This is a genomic window from Rhodovulum sp. BSW8, assembly GCF_003314725.1.
GTDB lineage: Bacteria > Pseudomonadota > Alphaproteobacteria > Rhodobacterales > Rhodobacteraceae > Rhodovulum > Rhodovulum visakhapatnamense.
Map to the genome: position 1 here is coordinate 1 of NZ_QNVX01000053.1, position 13,844 is coordinate 13,844.

Annotated in this window: 17 protein-coding genes and 1 pseudogene; 2 read left to right on the top strand and 16 right to left on the bottom strand. The window is 70.3% G+C overall.

Translation table 11 applies throughout. The features are described from left to right. The 13 genes from DSD19_RS18635 to DSD19_RS21925 form a co-directional block, all read right to left on the bottom strand. Window positions 1-1,466: AAA family ATPase (locus DSD19_RS18635; RefSeq protein WP_165828185.1), on the bottom strand; the 1,466-nt coding region annotated here is incomplete at its 3' end. Next, window positions 1,463-2,605, bottom strand: coding sequence for an exonuclease SbcCD subunit D (locus tag DSD19_RS18640; protein ID WP_113670700.1), 1,143 nt, complete (start codon window positions 2,603-2,605; stop codon window positions 1,463-1,465). The genes DSD19_RS18635 and DSD19_RS18640, both read right to left, overlap by 4 nt. A 73-nt stretch (window positions 2,606-2,678) precedes the next feature. Then, on the bottom strand, window positions 2,679-2,855 hold the full coding sequence (locus tag DSD19_RS21920; protein WP_158272341.1) for a hypothetical protein: 177 nt from the start codon (window positions 2,853-2,855) through the stop codon (window positions 2,679-2,681). A gap of 81 nt (window positions 2,856-2,936) precedes the next feature. After that, on the bottom strand, window positions 2,937-3,854 hold the full coding sequence (locus DSD19_RS18645; protein ID WP_113670701.1) for a PHP domain-containing protein: 918 nt from the start codon (window positions 3,852-3,854) through the stop codon (window positions 2,937-2,939). Beyond that, entirely contained in the window at window positions 3,851-4,654 is an 804-nt protein-coding gene (locus DSD19_RS18650; protein ID WP_113670702.1) for an ABC transporter permease, read from the bottom strand. The genes DSD19_RS18645 and DSD19_RS18650 overlap by 4 nt, the downstream gene beginning before the upstream one ends. Further along, window positions 4,651-5,700, bottom strand: coding sequence for an ABC transporter permease (locus DSD19_RS18655; RefSeq protein ID WP_113670703.1), 1,050 nt, complete (start codon window positions 5,698-5,700; stop codon window positions 4,651-4,653). Before DSD19_RS18655 ends, DSD19_RS18650 begins: the two co-directional genes overlap by 4 nt. After that, on the bottom strand, window positions 5,687-6,790 hold the full coding sequence (locus tag DSD19_RS18660; protein ID WP_371412635.1) for an ABC transporter ATP-binding protein: 1,104 nt from the start codon (window positions 6,788-6,790) through the stop codon (window positions 5,687-5,689). The genes DSD19_RS18655 and DSD19_RS18660 overlap by 14 nt, the downstream gene beginning before the upstream one ends. 59 nt (window positions 6,791-6,849) lie before the next feature. Continuing rightward, window positions 6,850-7,980, bottom strand: coding sequence for an extracellular solute-binding protein (locus DSD19_RS18665; protein ID WP_207802488.1), 1,131 nt, complete (start codon window positions 7,978-7,980; stop codon window positions 6,850-6,852). A 197-nt stretch (window positions 7,981-8,177) separates the two neighbouring features. Further along, complete coding sequence (locus tag DSD19_RS18670; RefSeq protein ID WP_113670704.1) at window positions 8,178-8,573, bottom strand: hypothetical protein; 396 nt, start codon at window positions 8,571-8,573, stop codon at window positions 8,178-8,180. A gap of 17 nt (window positions 8,574-8,590) precedes the next feature. Further along, window positions 8,591-8,923 carry a hypothetical protein gene (locus DSD19_RS18675; RefSeq protein WP_113670705.1) on the bottom strand — a complete coding sequence of 111 codons (333 nt, stop codon included), beginning with the start codon at window positions 8,921-8,923 and terminating at the stop codon, window positions 8,591-8,593. Next, the gene (locus tag DSD19_RS18680; RefSeq protein WP_113670706.1) at window positions 8,920-9,480 is read right to left on the bottom strand and encodes an RNA polymerase sigma factor; all 561 of its coding nucleotides are present in this window, start codon (window positions 9,478-9,480) and stop codon (window positions 8,920-8,922) included. The genes DSD19_RS18675 and DSD19_RS18680 overlap by 4 nt, the downstream gene beginning before the upstream one ends. A gap of 56 nt (window positions 9,481-9,536) precedes the next feature. Further along, complete coding sequence (locus DSD19_RS18685; protein WP_075786706.1) at window positions 9,537-9,842, bottom strand: hypothetical protein; 306 nt, start codon at window positions 9,840-9,842, stop codon at window positions 9,537-9,539. Between the two features lie 29 nt (window positions 9,843-9,871). Continuing rightward, window positions 9,872-10,261: an EF-hand domain-containing protein gene (locus tag DSD19_RS21925; RefSeq protein WP_134078774.1), complete on the bottom strand. Its 390-nt coding sequence runs from the start codon at window positions 10,259-10,261 to the stop codon at window positions 9,872-9,874. Between the two features lie 201 nt (window positions 10,262-10,462). Between DSD19_RS21925 and DSD19_RS18695 the strand changes: the two are divergent. Both DSD19_RS18695 and DSD19_RS18700 read left to right on the top strand, forming a co-directional pair. Then, window positions 10,463-10,750: pseudogene (locus DSD19_RS18695) on the top strand (hypothetical protein); the annotation flags it as partial. 64 nt (window positions 10,751-10,814) lie between these two features. Then, a complete protein-coding gene (locus DSD19_RS18700; RefSeq protein WP_113670708.1) occupies window positions 10,815-12,035 on the top strand; it encodes a lytic murein transglycosylase in 1,221 nt (406 codons plus the stop codon). Between the two features lie 68 nt (window positions 12,036-12,103). On the opposite strand, the gene DSD19_RS18705 is transcribed toward DSD19_RS18700, so the two are convergent. The 3 genes from DSD19_RS18705 to DSD19_RS18715 are packed head-to-tail and all read right to left on the bottom strand — an operon-like array spanning window position 12,104 to window position 13,844. Next, entirely contained in the window at window positions 12,104-12,361 is a 258-nt protein-coding gene (locus tag DSD19_RS18705; protein WP_075786709.1) for a hypothetical protein, read from the bottom strand. Between the two features lie 16 nt (window positions 12,362-12,377). After that, the gene (locus DSD19_RS18710) at window positions 12,378-12,824 is read right to left on the bottom strand and encodes a hypothetical protein (RefSeq protein ID WP_113670804.1); all 447 of its coding nucleotides are present in this window, start codon (window positions 12,822-12,824) and stop codon (window positions 12,378-12,380) included. A gap of 42 nt (window positions 12,825-12,866) precedes the next feature. After that, window positions 12,867-13,844: a YVTN family beta-propeller repeat protein gene (locus tag DSD19_RS18715; RefSeq protein WP_207802489.1), complete on the bottom strand. Its 978-nt coding sequence runs from the start codon at window positions 13,842-13,844 to the stop codon at window positions 12,867-12,869.

Below are 13,844 nucleotides of genomic sequence, written 5' to 3' on the forward strand. Positions count from 1 at the left end.
CGCGCGGCCCGGGCCCGGCGCGCCGCCGCCTCCTGCGCCGCCGCCAGCCGGGCCACGGCCTCGGTCGAGTCGGCCACGTCGCGCTGCGCCGCCTCGACCGCACGCGCGGCTTTCATCTCGGCCTCGAGCGCCTGCAACCGGGCGGTCAGAAGCTCGCGATTGGCCGATGTCTGCCGCGCCGCCTGCACCGCCTCGGCCGCCTTGCCGCGTTGCGCCATGCGCTGGGTCAGGGCGCCCTGCGCGGCGACAAGCTCGCCCCGCGCCGCCTCGGCCAGTGCGCGCGCCTCCTGCGCCCGGCGCTGCAGACCGGCCGCAGCGGCCTGCGTCTCGGCATGGCGGGCCAGCGTTTCCACCTCGCGGCGGAGCGTCTCGGTCTCGGGCGCCCGGGCGGCTTCGGCCTCGGCCCGAACGGCGGCGCGCTTCGCGGCGGCTTCGGCAACCTCAAGCCGCGCTTCTGCGGCATCCATCCGCGCGGCCGCCGCCTGCGTCTCGCGCGCGGCCTCGGCCACCCGAGCCTCGATATCGACCAGCAGCCGCGCGCGGTCGGCGCGGCGGACCTGCGCGGCCAGCTCGGCCATCGCGGGCCCGGCCTCGCGTATCTCGGCCAGAGCCTGGTCTGCCGCCGCCGCCGCCAGAAACCGCGCCTCGGTCTGTTCTGCCGTGCTCAGCCCCGCACGTGCCGCCACCGCCTCGCGCGCTGCCGCCGCCTCGGCGGTCCGGGCCTCGGCCAGCCGCGCCTCGGCCGCGGCAAGACCGGTCTCGAGCGCCTGCATCCCGTCGAAACCCTCGGCCGCAAGCCGTCCCTCGCAGACCGCGCGCGCCTCGCGAAGGGTGCGTTCCAGCATCTCGGCCTCGGCCTTCATCGCCTGCGCCAGCCGCCGGTAGAGCGACACATCGAAGAGCTCGCGCAGGATCTCCAGCCGCTCGCGGGTGCGCGCGGCAAGGAAGGTCTCGAACCGGCCCTGGGGCAGCAGCACGATCTGGCGGAACTGCCCGGGCCCATAGCCCAGAAGCCCGGTCACCGCCGCCGCGACCGCGCCCACCTTCTTTTCGGCCAGCACCTTGCCGCGCCCCTCGGGTCCGATCCGGTCGAGCGCGAGCCCCGTCGCGTCGAAAAGATAGGCCTCGTGCGGGTCGCGGGTTTCGCCGCTGCCCCGGGCCTTGGGTCGCGCCTGGTCGGGGCGGCGCAAGAGCACATAGCGCCTCTCGCCCAGATCGAAGACGAACTCGACCTCGGTCGGCATGTCGGGATCGGCATGGTCGGCCCGAAGCGAAGGCGCGTCCTGTTCGGCCCGCGCGGCCTCGCCGAACAGCGCGAAGGTCATCGCGCTGAAGATCGTCGACTTGCCCGACCCGGTCTGGCCGTAGATCCCGAACAGCCCCGCCGCCACGGCGGCACGGAAATCGACCACCTCGCGGCCGGGAAACGGACCGAAGGCCTGCAGGGTCAGGCGAACCGGCCTCATGCCCCCTCCTCGCGGCCACGCAGCCCGTCGAGCGTCGCGACGATGGCCGCCAGTTCGGCCGCGTCCGGCCCCTCGCCGCGCAGCTGGGTCAGGAAATCGCCGATCACCGCCAGCGGATCGTCAAGCGCCGCGGGCGCCCCGCCCAGCGCCTTGACCTCGGGCGCCTGCATCTCGCGGGCATAGGCCAGATCGCAGGCATTGGGAAAGACCGCGCGCAGCCGCCGCATCGCGTCGATCACCGGCGCCTCGTCGGTCAGGACGACGCGCAGGAAATCCTCCGTGGGCGGCAGGTGCAAAAGATCGGCATGGCGCCCCTCGATCACCCGGACGCCCCGGATCGGCCGGAACGGGATTGGCGCAATCCGGACCTCTCCGGCGCCGCCGATCTCGACCAGGCTCATGGATTTCTCTTCGCCCGCCTCGTCGAACCCGAAGGCCAGCGGCGCCCCGGCATAGCGGATCCCGGCGCGGCCCGCCGATTGCGGGCGGTGAAGATGGCCCAGCGCCACGTACTGGGCGCCATCGAAAAGCTCGGCCCCGACCGTCTCGACACCGCCGATCCGTGCCAGCGGCCGTTCCGCATCGCTGACCGCAGCCCCGGCGACGGTGCCATGCGCGACGATGACCCAGCGCGCGCCTTCCGGCAGCGCAGCCCGGGCGGCGGCGATCTGGGCGCGCATCACATCCTCGGGCGAGGCGAGGCTTTCGTCGCCGAAAACCTCGCGCGCGGCATATTCCCAGGCGAAGGGCAGCGCCGAGATCGCCACAGCGCCATGCGCATCCTCGAGGATCAGCGGCGGTTCCTCGGCCGCGACCGTGCCCCGGATCAGCGCGCGCGCGGTGTCGGTCATCACTGACATCGCCTCGATCCGGTCGCCGGAATCGTGATTTCCCGCGATCATCACCACCGCCGCGCCGGTTTCGGCCCGGATCCGGGCCAGGAAGGCGTTGAACTGGCGCACCGCGCTGGCGGACGGGGCCGCGCGGTCGAAGACATCGCCCGCGATCACCAGCGCGTCTACCTCATGGGCCGCCACCGCCGCCGCGATCTGGTCCAGCACGGCGTCATGGTCGGGCTCCAGCGAAATGCCGTTGAACTGGCGTCCAAGATGCAGGTCGGCGGTGTGGAGAAGTCGCATGCCGGCAATCCGTTCCGCCAATCGGGACAGAAGTCTAGGTGTAGAAGCGAAGGCCGGTCAAGCGGGCGTCAGCTCAGCGCATGAAGCGCGCGGCCTCGATCCAGTCGACCATGGCCATGTCGATCTGGCGCAGGATCTCGGCGGCGCGGTCGGGCTCGTTGCGGTTTTCCAGCGCGTCCAGCGCCATATGCAACGCCCGGTGCATCTGTTGCACCCCGTCGATCGCCTCGCGGCTGGCCACAGGTTTCATGCCCGCTCCTATACTGTCTCCGGTCCCGAAGGGCAGAGATGGACCGGAACCCCGGCCCGAAGCAAGGCCGGAGGCAAGGGTTCAGCGCCAGATCGGGTTCGACCAGGCCCGCCGCCCCGCCGCGTCGATCGCCGTCACCCGCAGCCAGGGCGAACCGGCGCACCGCCCAAGCGGCACCCGCGCCCGGGTCATCGCGGCCCCGTGGCAGGCCACCGCAGCCGAGCCCCGGCCCTGGACGATCACCGTCGAGACCGCCGAGCATGCCACCTCGACCGCCGCGCCATCCAGCGCGACCCCGCGCAGCTCGGGCCCCTGGGTCGCATAGAACCGCCCGGCCTTCAGCGCGGCCAGAAGCGGCTCGGGCGCGTTCTCTTCGGCCTTGACCATGACCCAGCCGCCGAAATGGTCGGGCTCGGTGAAATGCGCGTCGTCGGTCGCGATCAGGCTCAGCCGCCGGCCCTCGGTCAGCAGCAGATCGGCGATGCCGAAGCCATCGGCCCGGTCGCTGCCGACGGCGCAGCCGTGATTGTAGACCTCGACCGCATGGGCGGCCTCGATCCCGCGTGCATCGGCCAACGTCAGCCCCGACCATTGCGGGTGGGCGATGGCCACGAAAGCCCCGGCCGCGGCGGCCCGGGCGGCGATGGCGGCGCCGGTTTCCTGACCCTCGGCAGGGGCGAAATCGGGCGCGTGGCCCGGCGCGAAATCGGCGGGCAGCCCCACGGCCAGGATATGCCAGAGCTCGCCATTGGCCATCGCACCCGAATGCAGTTCGGCCCCCAGAAGGGTGGTGAAGCCTGCGCCCCGGAACGGACGGGTGTCGGCCACCGGATATCCGTAGAGCCCGATGAAATGATCGGTCAGCGCAATGAAATCGTAGCCTTGCGCGGCATAGCGGCGACAGACCTCGGCGGGCGGCAGCACCCCGTCCGAAAGCGTGGAATGGGTGTGCAGGTTGCCGCGAAAGAACCGCCCGGGCGCGGTGAAGGTGTCGGTCATGTCGCTTGCTCCGCCGCGCGCCGCTCGTGCGCCTTCAGCGCCGCCCAGGCCAGCGCGAAGGCGACGGTGGCCAGAATGAACAGGATCCCCAGCGCATTGATCGCGGGCGAGAGCCCGAAGCGCATGCGCGAGCCGATCTCGGTCACCAGGGTATGTTCGCCGCCGATGGCGAACATGGTGGTGTTGTAGTTCTCGAAGCTCTGCAGGAAGGCGATGACGGCGGCGGTCAGGATCGTCGGGCGCAGGAACGGCAGGGTGATCCGGCGGAATGCCTGGAAGGGCGTCGCCCCAAGATCGAGCGCCGCCTCTTCCAGCGCCCCGTCCTGACGTTGCAGCCGGGCCATGAACATCAGCATGGTATAGGAGGCGATGAAGGTGGTCTGGGCAAGGATCGCGGTGAACAGCCCGGCCGAGACGTCGAGCCCGCGCCAGAAGATCACGGTCGAGATCCCCAGGATGATGCCGGGCGTCAGGAGCGGCGAGACCATGGCGGTGTAAAGCACCCCCGCCGCCCGGCTGCCGAGCCGCCCCAGCAGCAGCGCCCCGGCCAGCCCCATCGGCAAAGCCAGCGCGATCACCGCGCCGGCGATCAGCACCGAATTGGCCAGACCCGACCACATCCGTCGGTCCTGCCAGAGCTCGGTGAACCAGTGCAGGGTAAAGCCCTTCCAGACCGTGACCGAGGGCGGCGAATAGTCGTTGAAGCCCGCCGCCACCATGATCGCGAGCGGCAGGAACATGTAGAGGAAGAAGACCCCCATATAGATCCGCAGAAGAAGGCCGCTGCCGGTTCGCGTCATTTCGCGATGTCCCTCAGCCGGACCTTCAGCAGGCGCATCATCAGGAAGACGAAGCCGGTGCAGACCGCCAGCAGGCTGACCGCATAGGCCGCGCCCACGTTCCAGTCGGACGCCTGGAAGAAGCGGTTGTAGACAAGCTGCGCGAACCAGGGCGCCGCGGTGCCGCGGGTCATGATATAGGGCACCGAATAGGACCCGGCAGACAGCATGAAGGTCATGATGCAGCCGACCGCGATGCCGGGCCGGGCATGGGGCAGCACGATCCGCCGGTGGATCTGCCAGGTCTTCGCGCCCAGGTCGCGCGCCGCCTCGATCTGGTTCATGTCCAGCGTTTCCAGCACGTTATAAAGCGGGAAGACCATGAACAGGATATAGGCATAGACCATCGCCACGAAGACGCCCGACCCGCTTTCGAGAAACGGCACCGGGCCGATCCCCAGCAGCCCCAGCGCCGCGTTGAGCGGCCCGCCGTAGTTCAGGATCATCTGCCAGGCAAAGACCCTGAGCAACTCGTTGATGGCATAGGGGATGACGAGGGCCAGCATGATCAGCGCGGCCCGGCGCGGCGGTTCCAGCTTGGCGATGGCGAAGGCGATCGGATAGCAGACCGCGAAGGCGATGGCCGTGACCGCCAGCGCGGCCAGGATCGTCTTGGCGAAGATCCGCAGATGCGCCTGGCCCATCTGGGCGTAGTTCGTCAGGGTCCAGGTCCTGACCGGGGTGCTTTCCCGGGTCTCCAGATCGGCGATCTCTGCCGCAACGGCCGCGCGCTCGGCGTCGATCTGCGCGAGCTTCGCGTCGGTCGCGGACGGTGTGCTGAGCGTCCGCGCCGCCGCGCGATCGAGCGCCAGCATGTCGAGCCGGTTGTAAAGCCGGTCGATCTGTACCGACAGCTCGGCCGCGCCCGCCGGGCGGTCCATCTTCCACAGCGACTGCTCGATCATGATGACCTGCGGCGCGGCGATCAGGCCCAGCACCCAGATCCCGGTCAAAAGCACGATCAGCGCCGCCAGCGGCGCGCCGAAGCTGCGCCTAAGCCGCGTCATCGGCGGTCTCGCCTGCGGGCAGGATCACGCCCGCGCGGTCGGCAAAGCCCAGCCGCAGCGGGCCGGCGGGCAGGCCGCCCGACCCCGAATTGACCCGCTGCACCGTCAGCCGCCCGGCACCCGTCTCGACGATCAGGGTCGAGAAGGCGCCTTCCATGTCGCGGCGCACCAGACCGCCCTCCAGCACATTGGCGGCGGCCTCGCCCGGGGCCAGCAGATGCAGCCGCTCGGGGCGCAGGAACAGCACCGCCTCGGCGCCCGGCGCCAGCCCGCCCGGGTTGGGCGCAAGAAAGCGGCCGCCTGCGGTGGCGATCCGGGCGCGGCCTTCGGCAACGCTTTCGATCCGTCCGGGCAGGCGGTTCATCTCGCCGACGAAGGTCGCGACGAAGGCGGTGGCGGGGCGGTCGTAGACGTCGTCGGCGCTGCCCACCTGCACGATCCGGCCCCGGTTCATCACCGCGACCCGGTCGGACATGGTCAGCGCCTCGCCCTGATCGTGGGTGATGTAGACGAAGGTGATGCCGGTCGTCTCCTGCAGCTGTTTCAGCTCGGCACGCATATGCTGGCGCAGCTTGAGATCGAGCGCCGAGAGCGGCTCGTCGAGCAGAAGCACCGCCGGTTCGACCGCCAGCGCCCGGGCGATGGCGACCCGCTGGCGCTGTCCGCCCGACAGCTCGGAGGGCAGCTTGTCGCCCTGCCCGCCCAGCGCGACCATGTCCAGCAGTTCGAAGGCCCGGGCGCGGCGACGGGCCGTCTTCCAGCCGCGCATCTCGAGCCCGAAGGCCACGTTTTCCCAGACCGTCATCAGCGGAAACAGCGCGAGGTTCTGAAAGATCAGCGCGGTCGGCCGGTCGGACGGCCCGATCCCCGCCATCGGCTGTCCGCCGATCCGCGCCTCGCCCTCGGACGGGTCGAGAAAGCCCGACAGAAGCCGCAGGATCGTGGTCTTGCCGCAGCCCGACGGCCCGAGGATCGAGAAGAACTCGCCCGCCTCGATGGTCAGGTCGGTGGGATGGACGGCCTGAAAGGTGCCGAAACGCACCGCAGCGCCCGAAAGCGCGATGTCCATGCCGCTGGGGGTCGGGGTCATGCCGGGTCGGTCCGCGTGAAAGGGCGCGGGAGGATCGCCCCCCGCGCCTGGCCTGTGGATCAGGCGTTGGTCAGCTTTTCGACATATTCCTCGCGCACCGCCGAGAACCACGGCGTGAACATCGGCCACCACCAGAGATTGTCGATGGCATCGCCCGGATAGGCATAGGCGAAGGCTTCCTTGTTGGCATCGCTCAGATGCTCGGCGGCGCCCATGGCGGCCGAGTTGTAGCCGGTGGCATTCGCGAACATGCCGCCCACTTCGGGCGTCAGCAGGAAGTTGAGGAATTCATAGGCCTGCTCGACGTTCTCGGCGCCCGACGGGATCGCGGCGGTGTCCATCCAGGCCAGCGCACCTTCCTTCGGCGCGCCATAGCGCCATTTCGGGTCGGTATCGGTATGCAGCTTGATGCCGGTCGTGTCCCAGGTCTGGCCGATGGTGCAGCCGCCATCGGTGAAGGCCGAGGTTGCCTCGGTCGCGTTGTTCCAGAAGGCGCCGATATTGCTTTTGTGCGCCTTCACGAACTCGATGCAGGCATCGAAGATGCGGCGATTGTCGGCCTCGGTCTTGTAGACGTCCATGCCGCGGTTCGAGGGCAGCTCGCCGATGGCGTCGAGATAGATCGCAAGGCTCGTCAGCACCGATTTCTGCCGCATCGCCACCTTGCCCGCCAGCCCGTCGGCCCAGAGATGGCCATAGGACAGCTCGCCCGGCGCGATGTCGAGGGCGCTCGAATCCCAGGTGATGCCCTCGGTGCCCCAGTCGAAGGGCACCAGATAGCGCTTGCCGCGATGGGCCGCGCCCAGTTCCAGCGAGGACCGCCACAGCGCGGGCTGGATGCGTTCGACCTTCAGCCGGCTTTCGTCGATCTCGGCCAGCAGGCCGCCCTCGTCATAGTTCGGGCGGGTGTCGATCGACGGAAACAGGATGTCGAAGCCCTTGCCGCCCGCGGCGCGCAGCTTCGAGGCGGCTTCTTCGTTCGAACCGTAGGTCGAGACGTTGACCTTGATGCCGGTGGCGTCGGTGAAGGCGGCCGGGATCTCGCCGTTCTGGAAGTAGTCGCCCCAGGCAAAGACATTGACCTCGCCCGACGAGGCCAGCGCGCGGCGCGCGATCAGGGGCGCTGCCAGCGCGGCGGCGCCGGTCGCCAGAACGGCGCGGCGCGAGAGAGGAAGAACCGTCGATTTCATGTCGTATCTCCTGACAGGTCGCGGAAGGCAGCCGCGCAACCCGCGGCCGGTTGCGACGCCGTTAACCGCTGCATGTGACAGGCATATGTCGTCCGGCCCGGGACGGCTGCGGCACCGGAACGCGGCAAGTGCGCTCCGGCACCGCCTTCTTCGCCCCTGGCGTGCGGCGCGGCGGAGGGGGGACCGCCGCGCCGCGCTCAGTTCAGGGGCGCGCCGGATGCCCGCGCGCCAAGCGCGTCGAGCACCGTTTCCTGGGTCAGATCGAGCAGCGCATTGAGGTCGCGGCGAAAGCCGCGCATCGCCTCTTCGGTCGCGGCGCGGTCGAAGGGCTCGGCCGCGCCCCGCGCCACGACCTCGGCCCGCGCCGCCACCGCCGCCGCAAGCGCCGGGTCGATCCGGTCGCGCCGCGCCTCCAGCGCGCGGCGCAGGTCGCGGCGGATCTCGGCCGGGAAGACCACGCTTTGCGCAGCCGCGGCCTCGCCCAGCAGTGCCGTCTTGACCCGCTGCAGTTTCAGCGCCCCACCCAGCGCCACGGCATTGCCCAGAAGCGACAGCGCCAGTACCGCGACCAGCGCGACCCGTCCGGCGGACATGCCCCGAACTCTTGCCATCAGAACCCTCCGATCCCGGCCGAAAGATCGCCGAGCAGCGCCCAGAGGATCAGCTCTTCGCCGCTGGCCCCGGGCAGCAGCGCATATCCCAGAGCTGCCGCCGCCAGCAACAGCCCGCCGAAGCCCGCCGCCCAGGGCAGCGGCTCGGACAGCACCTCGCCCGCGCCCGGCCCCCGGGCCGGGGGCGCGGCCAGCCGGCTCAGCACCGCGCGCGACAGCTCGGCGGTGTCCTCGTCCTCCGGCCGGGCCAGAAGCCGGGCCAGATCGCTGTCGAACCGGGCAGGGTCCGGGCAGGCCGGTTCGGCCTCGGGGCGTTCGGGATCGCGGGTCATCTGTGGTCCTCCCTGTCGACTGTCGCCCGCAACGCGGCGCGGGCCCGTACCAGAAGCTGTTCGGCCGCCCCGGCGCTGATGCCGAGCGTCCGCGCGATTTCTGCGGTGCCGAGTTCTCCCGCGGCACGCAGCAGGATGGCGTGGCGCTGGCGCGCGGGCAGCGCCCGGATCGCGGCCCGAACCCGGGCCAGACGCTGGCGCGCCGCGACCGTGGCCTCGGCGCCCGGTGCCTCGTCCTCGGGTTCGGCGATGGCGTCGATCCCGACGAACCGCCGGAACCGGCCGCGCCGGTTGCGGTCGATGCAGATCCGCACCGCGATCCGGTACAGCCAGGCCGCGACGCTGCCCCGGCCCGGATCGTACAGCCCGGCGCGGTGCCAGGCCCGCAGGAACACCTCCTGGGTCACGTCTTCCGCCTCTGTTCCGACCGTCAGCGCCTGCGCGGCATAGCGCCGGAGCCCCGGTCCGAACAGCGTCACCAGCCGGGCCAGCGCGCCGCGCTCGCCCCGGGCCAGCGCCGCCATCAGCGCCTCTGCCTCGTCCTGCCGCGGGTCCATGCCCGGCTGCCACCGGCCCCCGATGCGGCGGATCGCGCCGCACCGGAACGCCACCCCTACCGCGACACGGTCACGGTGCGGGACTGGCCGCGGGTCTGACCGTTCGGCCCGGTCCGATCGACCGTGGTGGTCGAGCTTCCAGGCTCGGAGGTCCGGAACCGGGTCTTCGAGCCGGTCTGTCCGTTCGCCCCGGTCGCGGTTGTGGTTGTTTCGCAATTGGCCGCGCCATTGCCGCGCAGACAGGTGCGGTCCTTGCTGAGGGTAGCGCCATTGGCGCCCGTCACAGTGACGCTTTGGCCAAGCGCGGGCAGCGCCACGCCAAGCGGCAGGGTCAGGGCAAGAACAAGGGTCAGGGATCGCATGGGATGTCTCCTTTCCGGTCAGTCGGGGATCAACCGCGGCCGCGCGACAGCGCCCGGGTCAGGCGGGCCAGTTCGTCGCCGGACAGCACGCCGTCGCCATTGCGGTCGAGCTTGCCGAAGGCGCGACCGGCGGCCACGAACTCGGCCTCGGTGACAACGCCGTCGCCATTGGTGTCGCGGCTCATCGCCCGGCCGCCGTCGCCACGGCCCTTGTCCGCGCCAGACAGCTCGGCCGCGTCGAGCCGGCCATCGCCATTGCCGTCAAGCCGGGCAAAAGCCTCTTTCTGCAGCGTTTCGAACTCGGTACGCGACAGGGCGCCATCGCCGTTCCGGTCGTAAGCGGCCAGCAGATCGGATTGCGCCAGGGCCGGGGCGGCAAGGCCTGCGGCACAGACCGCCGCCAGGGTCAGGGATCGCATCGGGGTCTCCTTCGATTGCGTCGATACCTTCCAATACGCAGGCCGCGCGCCCTTCCTACGCGCCGGCCCGGTTTTTTCCGGAGGCCCGCTCCCGGACCGGCACTCGGCGGGCTCTCGCCCGGCAGGCCCGGTCCCGGCCAACCCCAACCATCCCTGGAGTTCGGAGGATCGGAAAACAGTCCGGGGGGACTGTTTTTCCCGAGCGGCGGACAGGTCGAACGGATGCACCGCACGATCAGGGCGGGTGAAGCGGATCAGGCGAGGCACCGGTGGCGCGTCTCCCCGCTGAACGTCAAACGGGACCATCACGACAGCCACGACCAGCTGCGGACGCACCTCGCGGACTTCTTGGCAGCTTACAGCTTCGCGCGCCGCCTCAAGACCATCGACGGGCTCACGCCCTGCGAATACATCTGCAAGATCCGGACATCAGAGCCGGACAGAGTCAGCCTCAACCCGATCCACGAGATGCCGGGACCGAACACCTAGGCGCGGCCCTGCGGCCCGGCTATCCAGAGGCAAACAGGAACGCACCGCGCGGGAGGCCCGGACCATGACCATCGCAAGACGCCCGTTTCTTCTGGGCCTCGCCGCCATGGCCCTTTCGGCCTGCAATGTTGGCCCCGGCCCCGGAACGGCGCCCCGCGCGGTCGCCAATCCCGCCTTCGACGCCTGGCGCCGCAGCTTTCGGCCGCGGGCGGCGGCGGCGGGCATTTCAGCGGCCACGCTCGACCGGGCGCTGGGTCGCGCGGGCTATCTGCCCGAGGTGATCGAGAAGGACCGCAACCAGACCGAATTCACCCGCAGCCTCGAGGATTACCTGGCCATCGCCGCCTCGGACGAGCGGGTCGCGACCGGCCGGGCGATGCTGGCCCGCCATGCCCGAAGTCTTGCCGCGATCGAGGCGCGCTATGGCGTCGAGGCGCCGGTGGTGGCCGCGATCTGGGGGCTCGAAAGCCGCTATGGCGCGCGGCGCGGCGACATTCCCGTGGTCTCGGCGCTGGCGACGCTGGCCTTCGACGGGCGCCGGGGCCGGTTCTTCGAGGGGCAGCTGATCGCCGCGCTGAAGATCCTCGACCGGGGCGACATCACCCCCGCCCGGATGACCGGCAGCTGGGCGGGCGCGATGGGTCACACGCAGTTCATCCCGACCTCGTATCTGGCCTATGCGGTCGATTTCGACGGCGACGGGCGGCGCGACATCTGGTCGGAGGACCCGACCGACGCGCTGGCCTCGACCGCCGCCTATCTGCAGCGGTCGGGCTGGCGCCACGGCCAGCCCTGGGGGAACGAGGTGCGCCTGCCCGAAACGCTCGACCTGGCCCGGACCGGACGCGGGCGGACGCAGGAGGCCAGCGCCTGGTCGGCCCTGGGCGTGACACGGGCCGATGGCCGACCGCTGCCCCGCGCGGGCGCCACCGCGATCCTGGCCCCGGCCGGGCGGCAAGGTCCGGCCTTTGCGCTGTTTCCCAATTTCGAGGTGATCCTGCGCTACAACAACGCGGTCACTTACGGCATCGGCATCGGCCATCTGTCCGACCGGCTGGCGGGCGGCCCGCCTCTGTCGAAAGCCTTCCCGCCCGATGCGACCGGCATGACGCTGGAAGACCGCAAGGATCTGCAACGGCGCCTGACCGCCGCCGGGTTCGACACCGAAGGCACCGACGGGGTGATCGGCCCGAAGACCGAGGAGGCGATCCGGAGCTACCAGGCGCGCCAAGGGCTGCCGGTCAGCGGCACCCCCTCGCCCGCGCTTCTGGCGCGGCTCCGCTAGACGCGGAAACGCCCGGCCAGAGGGCCGGGCGCCTCACCGTCGCGCCGGAACACCGGGCACTCGTCACGTCACTCCTTGCGGCGCTCGGTGATCTCGAGATCGGCGTTCAGGTCGATGTCGTACTGGCCATCCGCGCAGAACACATCGTCAAGCTCGAAGCCGCCGTTGTCCTCGGCCTCGATATCGGCGGGGTCCATCTCGCATTGCATGTCGGTCAGCATTGCCATGATCCGCTCGGCGGTCTCGGCCGGGACGGCCTCGTCGGCCAGGGCCGGGGTCAGCGCGGCCGGGGCCAGCAAGGCGGCAAGAACAAGCGGTCTGATCATCGGGGTCTCCTGAGGGTCAACGGATGGCAAGGACGACGCGCTGGCTGTCGCCGCTGCTGCCGGGGATCTTCAGCTCGTAGCTGCCCGGCTTGATCGCGACGAAGGACAGCCGGACGGTTCCGGCGGCGTCGAATTCAAGGCTGTCGATGGCCATCGGCCGCACCTCGATATCCGCGATGACGATCTCGTTCATCCAGATCGCGCGAAAGAAATCGGGCCCCTGCAAGGCCAGTTCGGCCGAGCCGTCGGCGGTCACGTGCAATTCGTAATAGGCGCCCGACTGCAGCTCGACCGGGCCGTCGCCCGCATACAGCGGCTGGCCCGAGGCCAGCGTCAGCTCGATCGGCGCGCCGCGGTTGCATTTGGCCAGAAGCCCGGCAAAGCCGAACTGGTCGCAAAGCGGCGCGGCGAAGCCGGGGGCCGCGACCGGCGTCGCGGCCAGCACGGCCAGCGCGAAGGCGATGGGTCTCAAGTCTGTTCCTCCCTGTCCTGATCTTCTTCCCTGTCAGTCCGGTGCGACCGCCACCCCCCAGGGCTGCTGGCCGACCTGCACCGACCGGATCACGTCCAATGCGGCCACGTCAATGATCGAGACGTCGTTGGAATTGCCGTTGGTGGTGATCAGATGGCTCTGGTCGGGGGTGAAGGCCATCTGCCAGACGCGCTGGCCCACCAGAAGATAGTCCACCACCTCGTCGGTCGCCCCGTCGATCACCGCGACCCGGTTGGCAGGCCCCAGCGCCACGAAGACCCGCGCGGCGTCCGAGGTGATGGCGATGCCCACCGGCTGCAACCATTCGGGCAGCACGCCCGGCACCTCGAAGCCGATCTTGCGGACGATGGCGGGCGGCTCGGCGGTCATGTCGATCACGCTGACCGTGCCGCCGATCTCGGCGCTGACGTAAAGCTTGGTGCCGTCCTCGGTGAAGGCGGCAAAGCGCGGGCGCTGGTCGACCAGCACGTTATGGACGATCTCGTAGGTTTCGGCGTCGATGAAATGCGCCATGTTGGTGGTTTCCGAGGTGTTGATCACCACGCGGGCGTCGGGGCTGATCGCCATCCCCTCGGGCTCGACCCCCACGGGCACCTCGGCCAGCACGGCATGGGTCTCGGTATCGACCACGGTCACCAGGTTGTCGTCCTCGTTGGCGATGTAAAGCGGGTTGCCCGAGGGGTGCAGCACGAACAGTTCGGGATCGGGGCCCGATGGCAGGGTGTGCCGTTCCTCGAAGGTCCGGGGATCGAAGACCCGCACCAGATCGTCATCCGAGGCGCAGACGTAAAGCTCGCTGCCATCGGGGGCGATGGTGATGCCGCGCGGCCGGTTGCCCGCGGGAAACTCGGCGATCACCTTCCAGGTCGCGCTGTCGAGAACGCTGACGGTGTTGCCCTTCTCGTTGGTCACGAAGACATTGCCCGCGGCGGCAGGCAGGGCGGCCGCGACGGAACCGGCGGCCAGAAGAGCGGCGCGAAACATCGGCAT

Excerpts from the sequence above, each read along its gene's own strand:
- DSD19_RS18640 (WP_113670700.1), bottom strand. The coding sequence starts at position 2,605 with ATGCGACTTCTCCACACCGCCGACCTGCATCTTGGACGCCAGTTCAAC.
- DSD19_RS21920 (WP_158272341.1), bottom strand. The coding sequence starts at position 2,855 with ATGAAACCTGTGGCCAGCCGCGAGGCGATCGACGGGGTGCAACAGATG.
- DSD19_RS18645 (WP_113670701.1), bottom strand. The coding sequence starts at position 3,854 with ATGACCGACACCTTCACCGCGCCCGGGCGGTTCTTTCGCGGCAACCTG.
- DSD19_RS18650 (WP_113670702.1), bottom strand. The coding sequence starts at position 4,654 with ATGACGCGAACCGGCAGCGGCCTTCTTCTGCGGATCTATATGGGGGTC.
- DSD19_RS18655 (WP_113670703.1), bottom strand. The coding sequence starts at position 5,700 with ATGACGCGGCTTAGGCGCAGCTTCGGCGCGCCGCTGGCGGCGCTGATC.
- DSD19_RS18660 (WP_371412635.1), bottom strand. The coding sequence starts at position 6,790 with ATGACCCCGACCCCCAGCGGCATGGACATCGCGCTTTCGGGCGCTGCG.
- DSD19_RS18665 (WP_207802488.1), bottom strand. The coding sequence starts at position 7,980 with ATGAAATCGACGGTTCTTCCTCTCTCGCGCCGCGCCGTTCTGGCGACC.
- DSD19_RS18670 (WP_113670704.1), bottom strand. The coding sequence starts at position 8,573 with ATGTCCGCCGGACGGGTCGCGCTGGTCGCGGTACTGGCGCTGTCGCTT.
- DSD19_RS18675 (WP_113670705.1), bottom strand. The coding sequence starts at position 8,923 with ATGACCCGCGATCCCGAACGCCCCGAGGCCGAACCGGCCTGCCCGGAC.
- DSD19_RS18680 (WP_113670706.1), bottom strand. The coding sequence starts at position 9,480 with ATGGACCCGCGGCAGGACGAGGCAGAGGCGCTGATGGCGGCGCTGGCC.
- DSD19_RS18685 (WP_075786706.1), bottom strand. The coding sequence starts at position 9,842 with ATGCGATCCCTGACCCTTGTTCTTGCCCTGACCCTGCCGCTTGGCGTG.
- DSD19_RS21925 (WP_134078774.1), bottom strand. The coding sequence starts at position 10,261 with ATGCGATCCCTGACCCTGGCGGCGGTCTGTGCCGCAGGCCTTGCCGCC.
- DSD19_RS18700 (WP_113670708.1), top strand. The coding sequence starts at position 10,815 with ATGACCATCGCAAGACGCCCGTTTCTTCTGGGCCTCGCCGCCATGGCC.
- DSD19_RS18705 (WP_075786709.1), bottom strand. The coding sequence starts at position 12,361 with ATGATCAGACCGCTTGTTCTTGCCGCCTTGCTGGCCCCGGCCGCGCTG.
- DSD19_RS18715 (WP_207802489.1), bottom strand. The coding sequence starts at position 13,844 with ATGCCGATGTTTCGCGCCGCTCTTCTGGCCGCCGGTTCCGTCGCGGCC.